Source organism: Alteromonas sp. CI.11.F.A3 (assembly GCF_032925565.1).
Taxonomy (GTDB): Bacteria; Pseudomonadota; Gammaproteobacteria; order Enterobacterales; family Alteromonadaceae; genus Alteromonas.
In genome coordinates this window covers 20,815-36,885 of record NZ_CP136708.1, presented here as the reverse complement: position 1 = coordinate 36,885, position 16,071 = coordinate 20,815, and the positions used below count along the sequence as shown (strand labels likewise).

Annotated in this window: 11 protein-coding genes; 2 read left to right on the top strand and 9 right to left on the bottom strand. The window is 46.2% G+C overall.

Going from position 1 to position 16,071, the window contains the following annotated elements; all coding sequences use genetic code 11:
* Nucleotides 1-36: 36 nt before the first annotated feature.
* From R1T43_RS00130 to R1T43_RS00090, 9 genes are all read right to left on the bottom strand, one after another.
* The gene (locus R1T43_RS00130) at nt 37-1,695 is read right to left on the bottom strand and encodes an L-lactate permease (protein WP_317351512.1); all 1,659 of its coding nucleotides are present in this window, start codon (nt 1,693-1,695) and stop codon (nt 37-39) included.
* Between the two features lie 165 nt (nt 1,696-1,860).
* On the bottom strand, nt 1,861-2,670 hold the full coding sequence (locus R1T43_RS00125) for an electron transfer flavoprotein subunit beta (protein ID WP_317351509.1): 810 nt from the start codon (nt 2,668-2,670) through the stop codon (nt 1,861-1,863).
* 1 nt (nt 2,671) lies between these two features.
* Nucleotides 2,672-4,207: an electron transfer flavoprotein subunit alpha/FixB family protein gene (locus R1T43_RS00120; protein WP_317351506.1), complete on the bottom strand. Its 1,536-nt coding sequence runs from the start codon at nt 4,205-4,207 to the stop codon at nt 2,672-2,674.
* Nucleotides 4,200-6,149, bottom strand: coding sequence for a (Fe-S)-binding protein (locus R1T43_RS00115; RefSeq protein ID WP_317351503.1), 1,950 nt, complete (start codon nt 6,147-6,149; stop codon nt 4,200-4,202). Before R1T43_RS00115 ends, R1T43_RS00120 begins: the two co-directional genes overlap by 8 nt.
* Nucleotides 6,150-6,281: 132 nt before the next feature.
* The gene (gene dgcA, locus R1T43_RS00110; protein WP_317351501.1) at nt 6,282-8,342 is read right to left on the bottom strand and encodes a dimethylglycine demethylation protein DgcA; all 2,061 of its coding nucleotides are present in this window, start codon (nt 8,340-8,342) and stop codon (nt 6,282-6,284) included.
* 57 nt (nt 8,343-8,399) lie between these two features.
* A complete protein-coding gene (locus R1T43_RS00105; protein WP_317351498.1) occupies nt 8,400-8,930 on the bottom strand; it encodes a DUF5943 domain-containing protein in 531 nt (176 codons plus the stop codon).
* Between the two features lie 2 nt (nt 8,931-8,932).
* Nucleotides 8,933-9,913, bottom strand: a complete 981-nt coding sequence (locus R1T43_RS00100; protein WP_211069241.1) for a dipeptidase — start codon at nt 9,911-9,913, stop codon at nt 8,933-8,935.
* A gap of 315 nt (nt 9,914-10,228) precedes the next feature.
* On the bottom strand, nt 10,229-11,296 hold the full coding sequence (locus tag R1T43_RS00095; protein ID WP_317351495.1) for a GlxA family transcriptional regulator: 1,068 nt from the start codon (nt 11,294-11,296) through the stop codon (nt 10,229-10,231).
* A 364-nt stretch (nt 11,297-11,660) separates the two neighbouring features.
* Complete coding sequence (locus R1T43_RS00090) at nt 11,661-12,938, bottom strand: aromatic ring-hydroxylating dioxygenase subunit alpha (RefSeq protein WP_317351492.1); 1,278 nt, start codon at nt 12,936-12,938, stop codon at nt 11,661-11,663.
* A gap of 341 nt (nt 12,939-13,279) precedes the next feature.
* On the opposite strand from R1T43_RS00090, the gene R1T43_RS00085 reads away from it, so the two are divergent.
* The gene (locus tag R1T43_RS00085) at nt 13,280-14,377 is read left to right on the top strand and encodes a hybrid-cluster NAD(P)-dependent oxidoreductase (RefSeq protein WP_317351490.1); all 1,098 of its coding nucleotides are present in this window, start codon (nt 13,280-13,282) and stop codon (nt 14,375-14,377) included.
* Between the two features lie 356 nt (nt 14,378-14,733).
* Complete coding sequence (gene glyA, locus R1T43_RS00080; protein WP_317351487.1) at nt 14,734-15,987, top strand: serine hydroxymethyltransferase; 1,254 nt, start codon at nt 14,734-14,736, stop codon at nt 15,985-15,987.
* Nucleotides 15,988-16,071 lie beyond the last annotated feature (84 nt).

The window sequence follows — 16,071 nt, the reverse complement described above, 5'->3', positions numbered from 1 at the left end:
ATCGCTAGAGATACAGTTAACCTTTATCAAAAACCATTAACCCCCAACCCCAACCAGCAACACACCCATGCCCCCCGCCACAATAGCAAACACGGCCAGTATTAATGATGTGCTTTTTAGAATGTCGCCGTCGCGGTTTTGCAAGCCCAGAATAGCGGTAACGGCCACTATGTTATTTATGCACACCATATTGCCCATGGCGGCGCCTACACTTTGAAGTGCCAGTATGGTGGTAAGGGGTAATGACAGTTGTTCGGCAATGGTGGTTTGAATGCCCGCGAAGGTTAAATTCGATATAGTGGCCGACCCTGAAAAGAATGAGCCTAGCGCGCCTAAAACTGGTGCGAAGAAGGTCCAGTTGGCGCCCGTTATTTGTGCCAAGTGATGGCCTATTTGGGCAACCGCTGCGCTGTTTTGGCCAGAACTGTCGCCAAGCATCATCATATTCACAAAGATAAGCGCGCCTAGCATGGCGAAAAAAGGTGTGCGCATGCGCGCTAGGGTTTGTTGGCTTGCGGTTTTTAGCGTGTTCGATGCTGCTTGTTGGCGAAATAGCCACAAGGTTACGCTGCCTGTTACCGCAAAAGGAATAATAGACGGAATATACAAAACGCTATGCTTCCAGGTTACCGCGGTATCTAAAATGCTGGTCAAGCTGGCCACTAAACTTGTGCTTATATGAAAGGTGCCTAAAAAACCTAGGCTAATGTGTAATGCAGGTTCGGTAGCTTGTAAAAGCGCTTTTAACCCAAGCTCGGGCAGGCGAGTTAATACCAAAAGTAACACAGTGCCCCACAGCGGGAACGCGGCTTTAACTAGCGTTTTTAATGGTACTGTAATTGATGACGTTTGTTCGGTGCTTGCTTGTCGATTAGCTTCGGGTCGATTAGCTGCTGGTTGATTTGTTGTCTCTGTCCCTACTTTATATTTTGCCAGTAATAGGGTAATAACTAGGCCAATTAGACCGCCCAGTAACGATGGGAATTCTACGCCGAAGTAACTTAGCCCCAAATAGGGTAGGGTGCATGCGCAGGTGGAAAGCAGAATAAACAGCAGGTTCTTTTTAATATCGGCGGTATCGTTTACCACTAACCGCAATGCTAATATCACAATGATAGGGGCGGCGATAGTGTTAATAAGGGCCGCTTGCTGTGCTATTTCCAGCACGCTTTGTTGAGGAAGTTCTAGTAGCGATAGTCCAAACCATACGGGTGTACCCATGGCTCCAAACGTAACAGGAATGGTATTAAGCACTAAACAGAACAGTGCCACCCGTAAGGCGGGAAAACCTAGGCTGTAAAGTATGGGCGCGGCAATGGCGGCGGGTGTACCAAAGCCACTGGCACCTTCAATTAGAAACATAAACGCCCAGCCCACAATCATTAGTTGGGCTACAGGGTTTGCACTTACGCCGTCTAGCGCTTTGCGTAAAATAGCTAATGCACCGGTAACTTCCATGCATTTAAAAAGGAATATAGCGCCTGCGATAATAGACAGCGGGGTGAGTGCTAGCAATGCGCCACTTATTACATTGGCATTCACTAACCTTGCGTCTTGTTTGAATACCAATAGCACCACTATATAAGCGACCAACGCGCTTAAAGGTAAGGCTTTGCTAGATGGCATAGGGTTCTTTTTTACCATTAAGGTAATAAGCAAAATAAGAGGAAGGTAAGAGAACGCTAAATTCATCATAGTGAGATGGCTTCGCTTAATGCGTGCATTATATTTGGTAAGCTGTTTATTAACTTACCAAATTATTAGCATAAGCAGTAGTACCAGTGCCGCGGCGCGATGTAATAACCAGGTCGTACTTTGGCGATGATTGCCTCGCACTAGGCTTAATGCTTAATATACCGTCTACAGTACCTTCTCTTCTTTTAGCATTTTCAAAATAGCTTCGGCAGCTTCTTGGTTATTATAAATAACCTTTCCTCCACCACCTTGGGCTTTGGCGGTGGCGGCTTTGAATCTATCGGCGGCGGTTTTAGCTTTCACTATTTTAAGCCGTTTAGGGCGTGGTTGAGCTGGGGTTGTTTTCCATTGGGGGGGCGCATCGTTTGTAGTGGTAGTGTCAGTAGCAATGGCGTCCACTACAGTAATTTTTCCTCGCATGGCTGCGCCAAAAGCACTTTGGCGCGGTGCTGCGGCTGCCATATCAACGGTAGCCACAAAGGGCAGTTTTACGCTTACTTTTCTGCGCTGGCCTCTTGGCAAGGCTTGAAGTAACTCTGCGAATCCAGCTTTTTTATCTACGCTTAATATCTCGGTTATGCTGGGTACTACTGCCATACCTAACTTTTCAGATAATAAGTAAGGCAGCATGCCAGATGATTCGCCATTTTCGGCGCGCATGCCTGCCAGTATTATATCGGGACTGCTATCAGTGAAACTGCTAGTTAACGCGGCAAGGCTATCGGTTTCTTGTGGTACGGTTAATACCTTAATTTCTGGTAAGCCCATACCTAAATAGTCTTTTAATACGGTATGGGTTTGCGCATTGTTCGCAGTGCCTGCGTGCATCACCTGTAGGTTGGTATCAGGCGAATTCAGACCAATTTCTAACGCTCTAGCATCTTGCTCGGCACGTCTTGGGCGCTTCGATAGCGGGTGCTCGCCAATAGACACTAACACCGTTAAGTTCACATTTTCTTCAAGCAGCTTATTCACGTTATGCCTCCGTTGCATGTTTAGGCGTAGTTTGATGCGTGTTTAAGCCGGAAGTGTCACGGGGGGCGGTGTGTTCGATTTCCTGATCGCCTTTTGAATCCCGTTCTAAATTGTTTTTGGGCTTATGCACCAGTGCAAGTAAGGCGGCTAATATTTCTTGGCTATCGCCAATGGCGCTTAAATCGGCGCGTTTAACCATGTCGCAGCTATCATCGGTATTAATGGCAATGACCTTTTCACACTGTGCTATGCCTTGCATGTGCTGAATTGCGCCGGATATACCTACCGCAACATACACCTTTGCTGTAACCCAAGTGCCAGTTGCACCGACTTGTCGCTCCCGTGGCATAAAACCATCGTCTACCGCTACACGGCTTGCACCTTCGGTAGCGCCTAATATTGATGCTGCTTGGTGGAACTGCTCCCAATCGGTAATGCCGTTGCCGCCAGATAAGATAAACCCAGCCTCGGCCAAATTAATATCGTTAGGGTTCACGCTTTCATTGCCTAGGTCTGTAATTTTTTGTTCGTAGGTATTTGTTATCGCTTGTTCTAGTGTTTGATCAGGTGCCTGTTTAGGAGGCGGAATAAGTGGCTGCTCAAGCACTTTGCATTCGTGCCTAGTATCACTCACCGGCTCGCTGCATTCTTCAAGTAATAGCATAACGTTAGTAATAGGGCGGGTAATATCGGTTTTACCTGCAGAGCCGCGACATACTATTTGGTTACCATTAACTTTCCATACATTGCTGGCCACAGTGGTATTAAGCTTTGCGGCTAGTCTGCGGCCTAAATCTGCTCCGCCGTGAATGCTATCTGGGAATAAAATATGTTTGGGGTTTAACTGATTTACTAGCTTGTATAAACCGGCGCACCGCTGTTCTGGGTTGTAGCGCTGATATTCATTGCCTTCAAAATTTACCAGCCTGTCTATGCCTGCGGTATCTAGCTTTTCTTCGGTAATGGTGTCGAAAAATACCGCCACTACTGCGCCTGTTCTTTCGCCTGCACCCACACCTGGACTTACACCTGCACCCGCGCCTGCATCTACACCTGTACCTGTGCTTGCTTCGTTGCCTTCAATACCTTTATCAAAAGCTGCGTTATTTTCGACAAGTAGGCTATTTTCAATAAGAGCGCCATTATCAATATGAGCGCCCTGGGTTGCCAATTTATGAGCTAAGCCTAGAGTATCTCTGTCGTGGCTAGATAATCGGCCTGAAACGCCGTCTACCACCACTAGAATATAAAAATCTGGGTTAGCTACTTTGTGTAGCGGTAGCACAATCTCTTCTTGGGCTGCTGACTTACTACCTTGAGCAGATTGTCTGGTTAGCTGGTTAACAGAGCCCGCAGCGCCGGACCTATCAATTCGCTTTAGGCCATTCGGGCCAACAAAACCGATGGCATGTACATTTTTACGCAATAATCCGGTAGGGCCGCGTTGAGCTAACTGGCCTTCAGGTACATGTAGTGGATGTAGCCTGTTTCTGGCAATCCACTGGGCTCGCGGGTCACGACGAAATAGGTTAGACATCGGCTGTGCTCTGTAACACCAAAGCGTCTAACATCAGCTCGGCAATGTCTTTTACTTGTGGGCGAGGCTCTACAACACCCTCTAGCATTAAGCTACATTGCGGGCAGCCTACGGCAATAATGTCAGCGTTCGTTGCTTTGGCATCTTCCATGCGCATATCGGGAATACGTTGTGTGCCGGGTATATCGGTAACGGGGGCGCCGCCCCCACCGCCGCAACAGCGCGCTTTGGTTTTGCTTCGCTCCATTTCTTTTATACTAATGCCCATCACTTCTAGTAAGTACCTAGGGGCGTCGTATTCGCCGTTGTATCGGCCTAAGTAACAGGGGTCGTGATAGGTGAGTGATAAGGCCTTATTACTGCTTAAGGTTAGTTTTTGGTTTTTGACTAGGTCGGCAAAAAAGCCAGTGTGGTGGTATACATCGTAATGGCCGCCAAAATCACCGTATTCATTTTTAAGGCAATGAAAAGCGTGAGGGTCGGCGGTAACAATATGCTTGAATTGATACTGCGCCATAGTGGCAATATTGGTTTTCGCCAAACGCTGGAAGGTGGCTTCATCGCCTAGCCTGCGTGCTGGGTCGCCACTGTCGCATTCGCTATCGCCCAATACTGCAAAATCTACGTTAGCAGCGCGCAATAAACTTACCATGGCACGCAAGGTACGTTGGTTTCGCATGTCGAACGCGGCATCGCCTATCCACAATAATACGTCTGCTTGTTCTACCTGTTGGCCAAATACGGGTAAGTTCTGATCTGCTGCCCAGTTCATTCGGCTTTTAGGCGCATAGCCATTGGGGTTGTCGGTGGTTTTTAAGTTCTCGAGCAATTCAGCACCTTTGCCCGGTGTTTGGCCTTTTTCTAAGGTTTCAAAACGGCGCATATCAACAATGGCGTCTACATGTTCAATCATCATGGGGCATTCTTGAACACAGGCGCGGCAGGTGGTGCAAGACCACACGGTTTCAGATGGCACTAGCACGTTTACAATAGGAATAATCGGGCTGCCTTTATAAGTGCCTGCTTTGTCTATACTCGTTTTCACGCCAGGGTAAGGGCTGCCAGCAAACTGGGCATCGCTGCCTCCGGCCATGCCAACTACCATGTCTTGAATAAGCTTTTTGGGGTTAAGTGGTTGGCCTGCAGCAAAAGCAGGGCAGGCTTTTTCACATCGCCCGCATTCTACGCATGCATCGAAGCTGAGTAGCTGGTTCCATTTAAAGTCTTCAGGCTTTTCTACACCTAGCTTCTCGGTTTTAAGGTGAATGCTTCCAAGGTTAATGCTTTTAAGGCCCGTTGAGCGCCCGCCGCCAAAACGCTCTTGTCTGCGGTGAAAGCCTAAATGTAGCGCGCCCGCAAAGGCGTGCTTCATGGGGCCGCCCCAGGTCATGCCCAAATACATTTCGCCCACGCCCCAGGTTATGCCAAGCAATAACACCACGGCTAACAACCAACCGCCTGTGTTTGCGGGTAATAGGCCGGTGGCGGGTAAGCTTAAAGTAAAGAAGCTACTTGCATAGGTTAACAAGCTATAAGGCAGGCGCGACCACGGCCCTTTTGACAAATTAGGCGGTGGGTTCCTGCGCCGTAAGAACACAAACACTGCGCCAATAAACATAAGCGCGCTACTGGCTAGCAACGCATAATTTAAAACAGGGCCTGTTATGCCGAATAGGTAAATGCTTAGCACTAAAACAGTGGTTAGCACGAAGCCGCCTGCGGTGGCCACGTGGGTATTTGAAATGTATTTGTCGCTAGCGACTACATGATGAAGGTCTACCAAATAGCGCCGTGGAATGGAAAGTAACCCAGCCCAATGCACAGTAGATGCTTGTCCTTGTCGCCACAATCGCACGCGGCGGCCTGCGCCAATTAGCGTAAGCAGTACCGACACTAGCAGCAGTACAAATAATACAGACGGTAAAAAATCATCAGCAAACATGACAACACCCGCGGTGGTTAGGTTTCTTATTTTTTGTAGCCAACCGCAAGCGTGGGTTGGCTGTGTGTAGCGCTGTTATCGAAATAGCGGTTATGCAAAAGTTGGCGGTGAATGCTGTACCTTGCCGCCCAATTAGAAATCTTTGCATAGCCTTAAGGCGTCATAAATGGCGGCATGTGTGTTGCGCTGGGCCACGCAGTCGCCAATTCTATATAGTAAATAGCCGCTCGCCTCTTCCAAAAGCATAGGCTGAGGTTTAGCGTCATATAGCGCTTCAATATCTATTTGCCCTTTGTTACGAGAGTCTTGTTTTAGTTGGTAGTACAGCAGTTCGTCGGGGCGAGTACCGTTTTCTACTACCACTTGATCCACCACCCGTTCTTCTTGTTGCCCTGTGTATTCGTTTTCAAGCACGGCCACAAGCTTGTCGCCTTCCTTGTACACTCTTTCTAACAACAAGTCAGAAGTCATAATGACTTCGCGCTCGTATAAACTGCGATAATAAGTAGGGAAGGTGGTGCCGCCTACCGCTGCACCTGGCTTAATATCATCGGTAACCACTTCTACTAATGCGCCATTGTGCGCCAAGAAGTCGGCAACCGATAAGCCGCTAAATTCGCATATGGTGTCGTACACCAATACGTTTTTACCTGGCGTTACTTGGCCGTTTAAAATATCCCACGAACTAACCACTAAGCCGTCATCAGCGCCCCAATGGGGGTTTTGATTAATAAACGGTGTTGCGCCGGTAGCCAGAATAACCACGTCAGCATTAAACCCGCGAATACTGGCTTCGTCGGCGGCGGTATTAAGTTGTACATCTACGCCTAAGCGTGCAAGTTCCAAGGTGAACCAGCGAGTGATGCCGGCTATTTGATCCCGCTGTGGCGCTTTGGCAGCAATAGTAATCTGCCCGCCTAACTCACTGCTTTTTTCTATAAGGGTGACCTTATGGCCGCGTTCTGCACTAACGCGAGCCGCTTCCATGCCTGCAGGGCCGCCCCCTATAATCACTACTGTGCGAATAAGGCCGTCAGTTTTTTGAATAATATGGGGCATGGTAGATTCGCGGGACGTGGCTGCATTTTGAATGCAAAGTACATCTAACCCTTGGTATTGGCGGTCTATGCAATAGTTCGCGCCCACGCACTGCTTTATTTGATCTACTTGGTTAAGCTTAATTTTGGTAATGAGGTGCGGGTCGGCAATGTGCGCCCGTGTCATGCCTACAAAATCTACGTAGCCTGCTTCTAATATGCGCTGCGCCTGGTTAGGATCTTTAATGTTTTGGGCGTGCATAACAGGCACGCTCACCACTTCTTTAATGCCTGCTGCTAAGTGCAAAAACGGCTCTGGTGGGTAGCTCATATTAGGAATAACGTTAGCAAGGGTATTGTGGGTGTCGCAGCCCGAGCCCACTACGCTGAAAAAGTCGAGCAAGCCGGTGTTATTGTAATACGCCGCTATTTCTTTCATGTCATCGTGATTAAGACCATCGGCATGAAATTCATCGCCAGTAATACGCAAGCCTACGGCGAAATCGCGGCCCACTTCTTCTCGTACGGCTTTTAGTACTTCCATGCCAAATCGCATGCGGTTTTCAAAGCTACCGCCCCATTCGTCGGTGCGCTGGTTTACCCGAGGGCTCCAAAATTGATCGATTAAATGCTGGTGCACTGCAGAAAGTTCAATGCCATCTAAACCGCCGGCTTTTGCGCGGCCAGCAGCTTTGGCAAAGTCGCCAATAATGCGCTGCATTTCTTCAATTTCAATGGTTTTACAGGTAGCACGGTGTACGGGTTCACGAATACCACTTGGGCTAAGTAAGGTGCTCCAATTGCCCCCGTCCCATCGAGAACGTCGGCCCATATGGGTAATTTGAATCATAATTTTGCCGCCGTGTTTGTGCACGGCATCGGCTAAATTTTGAAAATGAGGGATAATACGATCGGTAGATAAGTTAACCGACTTCCACCAATCTTGAGGGCTATCAATAGATACCACGCTCGACCCGCCACAAATACAAAGGCCAACGCCACCTTTGGCTTTCTCTTCGTAATACTTTACGTAGCGTTCTGTGGTCATACCGCCTTCGGTGGCATACACCTCTGCGTGAGCCGTACTTACTACTCGGTTTCGAATAGTCAGTTTATTAATTGCTAATGGCTTAAATAAGGCTTCAAACTGCGCCATGGTGTTCCCTCAAGAAATACATTTTCGCGACTGCGTGTTTCAATCAATATGGTGTGGCTACAAAGGAGACACTTCAAAAATGCCATAGTCACAGCCTTCTTCGGCCGCGCATTGGGTTTGTACAGCTTGGGTTTTTACCGAGTAGCCAAGGCTTTGGGCAATTTGATCCATAGCGCCTGCAAACCAGCCGGTGAACATATAATCGACTTTGCGGTTCACATTGCCGTACTGATAAACAAAGGCGGAATTTTCTAAGCGAACTCGGGCAGTGCCCGCTTCTAAGTCTAGGGATTCGGTAATGAAAAAACCCCAACCGCGCTGAGATAAACGCTTCATGTAATGCTCAAATACCGCTTCGCCCGATATACCGTGGGCCTCTGCTTCCTTTTCGCACCAGTAATAAGCCGATTTATAGCCCGCTTTATAAAGAATGTCGGCATACTTTTCTGCGCCAATTTCTTCTTCAATACCCATGTGGTTATTCACAAAAAAGTGACGTGGTACATAAAGCATGGGCAGGGCGTCGGTGGTCCATACGCCGGTTTCATCGTCTACTTGTATTGGCATTTCAGGGCTGTGATACGACATAATTATTCTCCCCACACTTGTTTTAAAACGTTAACCCAGTTTTCACCCATCACCTTTTTGATTTTTTGCTCCGACCAACCGTGCTTTAACATGGTGGCGGTTAAATTGGGGAACTCGCCAAGGGTACGAATACCAAGTGGGTTCACAATTTTTCCAAAGTTAGTGAGGTTACGTGCGTAGCCTTTGTCGTGAGTTAGCATATCGAAGAAGGCTTTGTCGTGGCCTTGAGTGAAATCTGTGCCTATACCTACACAGTCTTCGCCTGCAATATCAATCACGTAGTCCATGGCTTCTACATAGTCATCTACGGTGGAATCGATGCCTTTTGCCAAGAAAGGGGCAAACATGGTTACGCCAATAAAGCCGTTTCTGTCGGCGATGAATTTAAGTTCTTCGTCTGACTTATTGCGGGGGTGATCTTTTAAACCTGATGGTAAACAGTGGGAATAACACACAGGTTTAGTCGATGCTTCAATGACTTCAATTGAGGTTTGCGGGCCTACGTGGCTTAGGTCGCACATTATGCCTACGCGATTCATTTCAGCGACTATTTCACGGCCAAAACCGGATAAGCCGCCGTCGCGTTCATAGCAACCCGTACCGACTAAGTTTTGCGTGTTGTAGGCCATTTGCACTATACCTACGCCCAGCTTTTTGAATATTTCTACATAGCCAATTTGATCTTCAAAGGCATTCGCATTTTGAAAACCCAAAATAATGCCGGTTTTACCAAGGGCTTTGGCGGTGGCGATATCAGCGGTTTTGGTTACCGGCATGATCAAGTCGCTGTCGGTTTCAAAGTATTGATTAAATTCCACAATGTTGTCTATGGTGCTTTTAAAACCTTCCCACACAGACACGGTGCAGTTCGCGGCGGTTAGGCCGCCGCGATGCATGTCTTCAAACAAATCTCGGTTCCATTTGGCTATCACTAGACCGTCGAATATTATCGAGCTGTCGTGCAACTCTTTTGCGTCTTGCATGGGATATTCCTTAACTAAAAGCCGCTTTTAAAATGTGCTTCATGCTTACAATTTGGAAATTAGAATAGCACTAGCAAAATGGTCGATTAGGGCTAATACGACTCATTATTTGCTAAATGCGTCGTGCCCTGCAGATAAGTCAAAATAAGCTTTTCGCGAAAAGGGAGGGCAGGTAAGCGCAGTGGTACTTATACAAAAAGAAGAAAAGTAGAAAGTTGTCCGAGGAAATTCTCACTTACCTTTATTGTTGTCTCTATGAGTAAGTGAGTGTTTACTTAATGGGTGAGAAGGTGAGTGAGTAGGTGTGGTTGAGTATTAACCACACTCTAGTTGATGCACGGGAAATGAATGAAGTTGCACTGTGCCAAATGTCGATTCGCCGCTGGCGTTGTCGAATTGTAAGCCTCGGTTTGCACGTTCTTCTCGAGGCGGTATTTTAAACGCGTTTCGATAGCACTTGCTAAAGTGAGGGGTAGAAACAAACCCACAGCAAATTGCCACTTCAATAATAGAAATATTGGTTTGCTTAATAAGCTGCCTTGCGCGGGTTAAACGAATTTGCATGTAATACCGATGGGGTGAGCAATGCAAATACCGTTGAAACAAACGTTCTAGCTGACGGCGAGACAAGTTCACGAAACCGGCTAACTCGTTTAGGTTCAAAGGCTCTTCAATATTGGCTTCCATCAAATGCACTATATCTTGAAGCTTAGACTGGTTAGCACCTACAACATGCTGAAGCGGAATACGCTGCATTTCTGATTCGTCGCGAATATGTTCGTGGGCGAACATTTCACAAATCGCAATTTGCAGTTCTTTTCCATATTCTCTGCCAATTAGGCAAAGCATCAAATCCATAGGGGCAGTGCCACCGGAACTACACCAACGTTTATGTTCAATGGTGTAAAGTTGGTTGGTGCTTTTAATTTTTGGGAAGTCTTCTTGCCAGCTGGCTAGCATTTCCCAGTGAATAGTGCAGTTTACGTTATCTAGCAATCCCGCTTTTGCTAATGCATAACTTCCCGTGCAAATACCACCTAAAATCACGTTCTTTCTGGCTAAGTAATTTAACCAGTTCAAATCGAGTTTGGTAATACCTTCTTTCACCGCCACGCCGCCGCAAACCATTACCGCCGAATAGCTTCCATGGTTTTCGTATCGGGCGCTCACGTTCACACTCAAGCCATCACTGGCGACAACGGGTTCACCGCTGGCGCTTATGGTAGCCCAGGTGTACAAGGTTTTACCTGAAAGGTGGTTTGCCATGCGCAAAGGCTCTATGGCAGACGTTAATGCCATCATGGTGAAATTTGGCAGTAACAAAAAACCGATATGGCGAACACGGTCGCCCTTTCCTTCGTACTTTGTCTGTATAGGTATCATTGCATTAGCCTCTAGCTTGCCATGTTTTTATTATTTTTAGTGGGTCTATTTTTTGATCAAAATTTGATTCAAATAACCGTCAGATTAGCGATGAGGCTAGGTGACGATTATTGAATCACTACAGGCAAATGCAGTATAAAAATAACGACTTTATCTATTCTAATTGCGTCATTTTTATTCAAAACACAAAGTTATTGATTTTTTATTACACAGAACGAAAGTTTTTTCTACAACGAATGTGCACTCTCGTTAGTTTGTATGTACAGGTTGATAAAATTAGTATGGTGAAAGTTGGTTGGTTTAGGCCTCTTAGCTTAAACCTCTTATTTTATATCTTTCAGTTAAGGCCTTTTCGTTAAAGCCCTTAACTGCGAGTTGTCGACGCCGCAATATTCACTTGCATGGTGTAACTAAACCAGTCGATAAAGTTAATCACCCCAAACTCATAAGTGGCAGAATAAGGCCCTGGTTGATAGGCTATTGAATTAATTCCTCGTTGGTTGTTTTCTACCAAACGTCTATCTTGTTTATTGGTTTCATCCCATACGTAGGTGAGTCTATCAAGGTCGTAATCTACGCCTTCAACCGCGTCTTTATGTACCACCCACTTTGTTGTTACTTCAGTTTTACGTGGTCCAAGGGGTTTAACTTGAAAGGCAACAATATGGTCACTTTGCGCATGGTTCCACGAATTAGGCAGGTGCAAAATGCGCATGGAGCCTAATTCAGGGTTTTTTATCCGCCCCATCAATTTTTTAACGGCCAGCTTGCCGTCTACCGTCATTACATGAGTGCCTTCTTTTAGGGGCATGCGAACAATGCGGTTGCGCTTGGCGTACCCGTGGGAAACGTGCTTGTGAGGAATTCCTTCTGCGTCCCATAACGCCTGCTTCGATGCTACTAGAAACTTAAACTCATCGCTGGCTCTTGGATCTTCAGTATCATCCCATTCCAATAACGAGCCTAAAAGCTCTGGATGCGAGCCGCTACAGTGGTAGCACTCACGGTTATTTTCTATCACTAGCTTCCAATTTGCCTCTTCTACTATGGTCTTTTCAACGGCCACTTTGGCATTTTCTAAATCGTAGGGTTCAAGGTAGTGGGCAAGATCTTCAAAGTAATCGTCAATATTGGTTGGGTTGTCACTAAGCGAAATATAAATGTACCCGCCCGCATTTCGACAATGAACAGGGTGTAAACCGAATTTCGATTTATCAAAATCGTCACCCATGTCGGTGCCAGCGTACAGTAAATTACCATCTAGTTCGTACGTCCATTGATGGTACGAACATACTAGTTTGGCCGCTTTACCTTTTTCGGTTAAACATAATTTCGAACCACGATGGCGGCAAACATTATGAAATGCGCGTACTTCGCCGTTTTGATCGCGCACAATTGTGATAGAGCTATTATCAATTTGCTGAGTCAGGAAATTACCTTTCTTAGGAATTTCGCAGCTAAGCCCTACAAATAACCATTCTTTTTGAAAGATTTGCTCCATTTCAACATCGAAGTTGGCTTGTTCGGTGTAGAAGGGCTGGGGTAGCGACAACGACACAGGGTGCGCTTTTAGGCTATCCGCTATCGCTTGCTCTTTGGTACAAGGTATTGTCGAACTCGGTATAATATTTAGGTTTGCCATTCTATGTGTTTCCTTGCCCTGTATGGTGTCCAGCTTTTTTTTATGGTTAGGCTGGTGGAGAGTTGGTTTTTACAGAGCCTTTGTATGTTCGACATGTGCTCTACCTGAATTTTTTGATTTTGCAGCGCCTTAGTGATTAAAGCATTGCCAAAAACGACAAAACTAGCGTGCAATTCCGACCTGTCGCGTTTTTTCTTAATCCGTTTAATTTGCGCAAGCGAGTTTGGATTCTTACTGTTGGTGTTATTGGTTATAGGCTTGTCGTTTTTGAATAAGTGGGGCATTTCTTACTAGTAGATATTGAGCGCATATCCCGTTTAGTTTTATGGAATGTGTTCGCAATGAGCGAGAATTTTTTAACCGATGTAAATACGCAAAGTTGGGCCAATGGGCGCCACGAAGTACAGTGCGTTAACGTTATCTATGAAACCATGGATGTGCGCACATTTTGCTTTAAGGCAAGCTCGCCGGTTATGCATTTTTTCAAGCCGGGGCAGTTTGTTACCTTTGAATTGCAAATAAACGGTGAGCAAGTATTTCGTAGCTACACAATTTCGTCGTCACCCTCTGTGCCCTACAGCTTTTCCGTTACCATAAAACGCATACCTGGCGGCCAAGTATCTAACTGGATGCACGACAATTTAAAGCTGGGTGATTTACTCACTATTCACGGCCCAGTTGGTGCATTTAATTGCTTTGATATTGTCAGCGACAAAGTCTTATTACTATCTGGCGGGGTAGGTATTACGCCTATTATGTCGATGACACGCTGGTGGTACGACACCAATGCTAACGTAGATATCACCTTCGTTCACAGCGCCAGAACACCCAGAGACATCATTTATTATCGCGAACTGAAATTAATGGACTCGCGCATCGACAACTTCAATTTAAATATTGTGTGCGAACGCTATGAAAATGGAGAAAGTTGGAATGGTTATTATGGATTTGTTGACCAGCGCCAACTAGAAATTATTGCCCCTGATTTTATGCAGCGAACCATATTTTGCTGCGGGCCGCCCGCTTACATGGATGCCATTAAAAAGCTGCTCACGGTAGTAGGCTTTAACATGGAAAATTACCATGAAGAAAGCTTTGGCTTGCCGCCTACCGAAGCTCATGAAGACGCGCAGCAACAGGCCGATGATAACGCCAATATCGACATTGATACCGACGACTTATTGCAAGTTGAGTTTAGTAACAGCGGTAAATCAATCAAGATTCAACCCGATCAAACCGTGCATACTGCGGCTGCCCTGGTGGGCTTGCATATTCCCAAAGGGTGCGGGCTAGGCATGTGTGGCACGTGTATGGTGAAGAAAACAGCTGGCGAGGTAGTGATGTCACACAATGGCGGCATTACCGATGAAGATGTAGAAGATGGCTACATTCTAAGCTGCTGTAGCATACCGAAAGGCGATGTGGCCATTGAGTATTAAGCACTTCACTTAGCACTAGCATAACGTTTATTTCTTTTCGAAAATTCCGACCCGTTCGGAATTTTTTTGTTCTCGATATCCGGTTTTAGTAACCGCTTTTTTACAACTCAAGTACTTCATTTAGCCTAACTTTTTAAACCCCAAAATAATGTCGTTAATGGTGGCAATTGTGGCGTTAGCAGAACTATTAACCAGTAAAACGAGGGCTAATATGCTGCACAAGAAGTCGAACTAAACAGCAAAAAGATTCACCTTGAATCAGCTAAATACAAAGCGCCTTCGTCCAAACGTTAGTGTCATTACATTCACATTTATTTACGACAATGTTCGCTGCTGTCGGTGCTGAGGAAAGCATAATGTTTTACAAAGATGATCAGATTGCTGAGTACGACAATGAAATTTGGCAAGCCATCCTTAACGAAGAAAAACGCCAACAAGATCATGTGGAACTGATTGCGTCTGAAAACTACACCAGCGCCCGCGTGATGCAGGCCCAAGGCTCTCAGCTAACAAACAAATATGCCGAAGGCTACCCTGGTAAACGCTATTACGGCGGTTGCGAACATGTTGATGTAGTAGAGCAATTAGCTATTGATAGAGCCAAAGCGTTGTTTTCGGCTGACTACGCGAATGTGCAACCTCATTCTGGGTCACAAGCTAACGCCGCAGTATTTATGGCGTTACTCGCGCCAGGCGATACGGTATTAGGCATGAGTTTGGCGCACGGTGGGCATCTAACCCACGGTTCAAAAGTTAGTTTTTCCGGTAAAATTTATCATTCTGTGCAATACGGCTTAAATGAAGCCACCGGTGAAATCGACTACGACCAAGTAGCGGCGTTGGCGCACGAGCACAAACCTAAAATGATTATTGCAGGTTTTTCCGCTTATTCTCGCGTAGTAGATTGGCAGCGTTTTCGCGATATTGCCGATGAAGTAGGTGCATGGTTTTTTGTTGATATGGCGCATGTGGCAGGTCTAGTAGCCGCCGGGCAGTATCCTAACCCAGTACCCATTGCCGATGTCGTCACCACCACTACCCATAAAACCCTTCGAGGCCCTCGTGGCGGACTTATTTTAGCCAAGCACAATGAAGCTTTAGAAAAGAAATTTAACTCTGCGGTTTTTCCTGGCGGCCAAGGTGGCCCGCTAATGCATGTTATTGCAGCCAAAGCTATTTCGTTTAAAGAAGCCATGGAAGCAAACTTTGTTGAATACCAAAAGCAGGTTATCGACAACGCCCGGGCCATGGCTGATGTATTTAAAAAACGTACCTACAAAGTGGTGTCGGGCGGTACCGATAACCATTTATTTTTGCTCGATTTAATTGATAAAAATATGACCGGTAAAGATGCTGATGCCGCCCTTGGTAAAGCACATATTACGGTAAATAAGAACTCAGTGCCTAACGACCCCCAATCGCCTTTTGTAACCAGCGGACTGCGTATAGGTACGCCAGCTATCACAAGTAGAGGGTTTGGAATTGAAGAGGTGACTGACCTAACCCATTGGATTTGCGATGTGTTAGACGACATTCATAGCGAAAATACGATAGCCACCGTACGCGCTAACGTGTTGGCGCTATGTGAAGCTCATCCCGTCTATCGATAACATCTTAGCCATTTTTACTATGACTAGCAGCCTACAGAAGTAGGGTTGGCATTAATAAACAGATATTGCTGCGCGCAATGAATG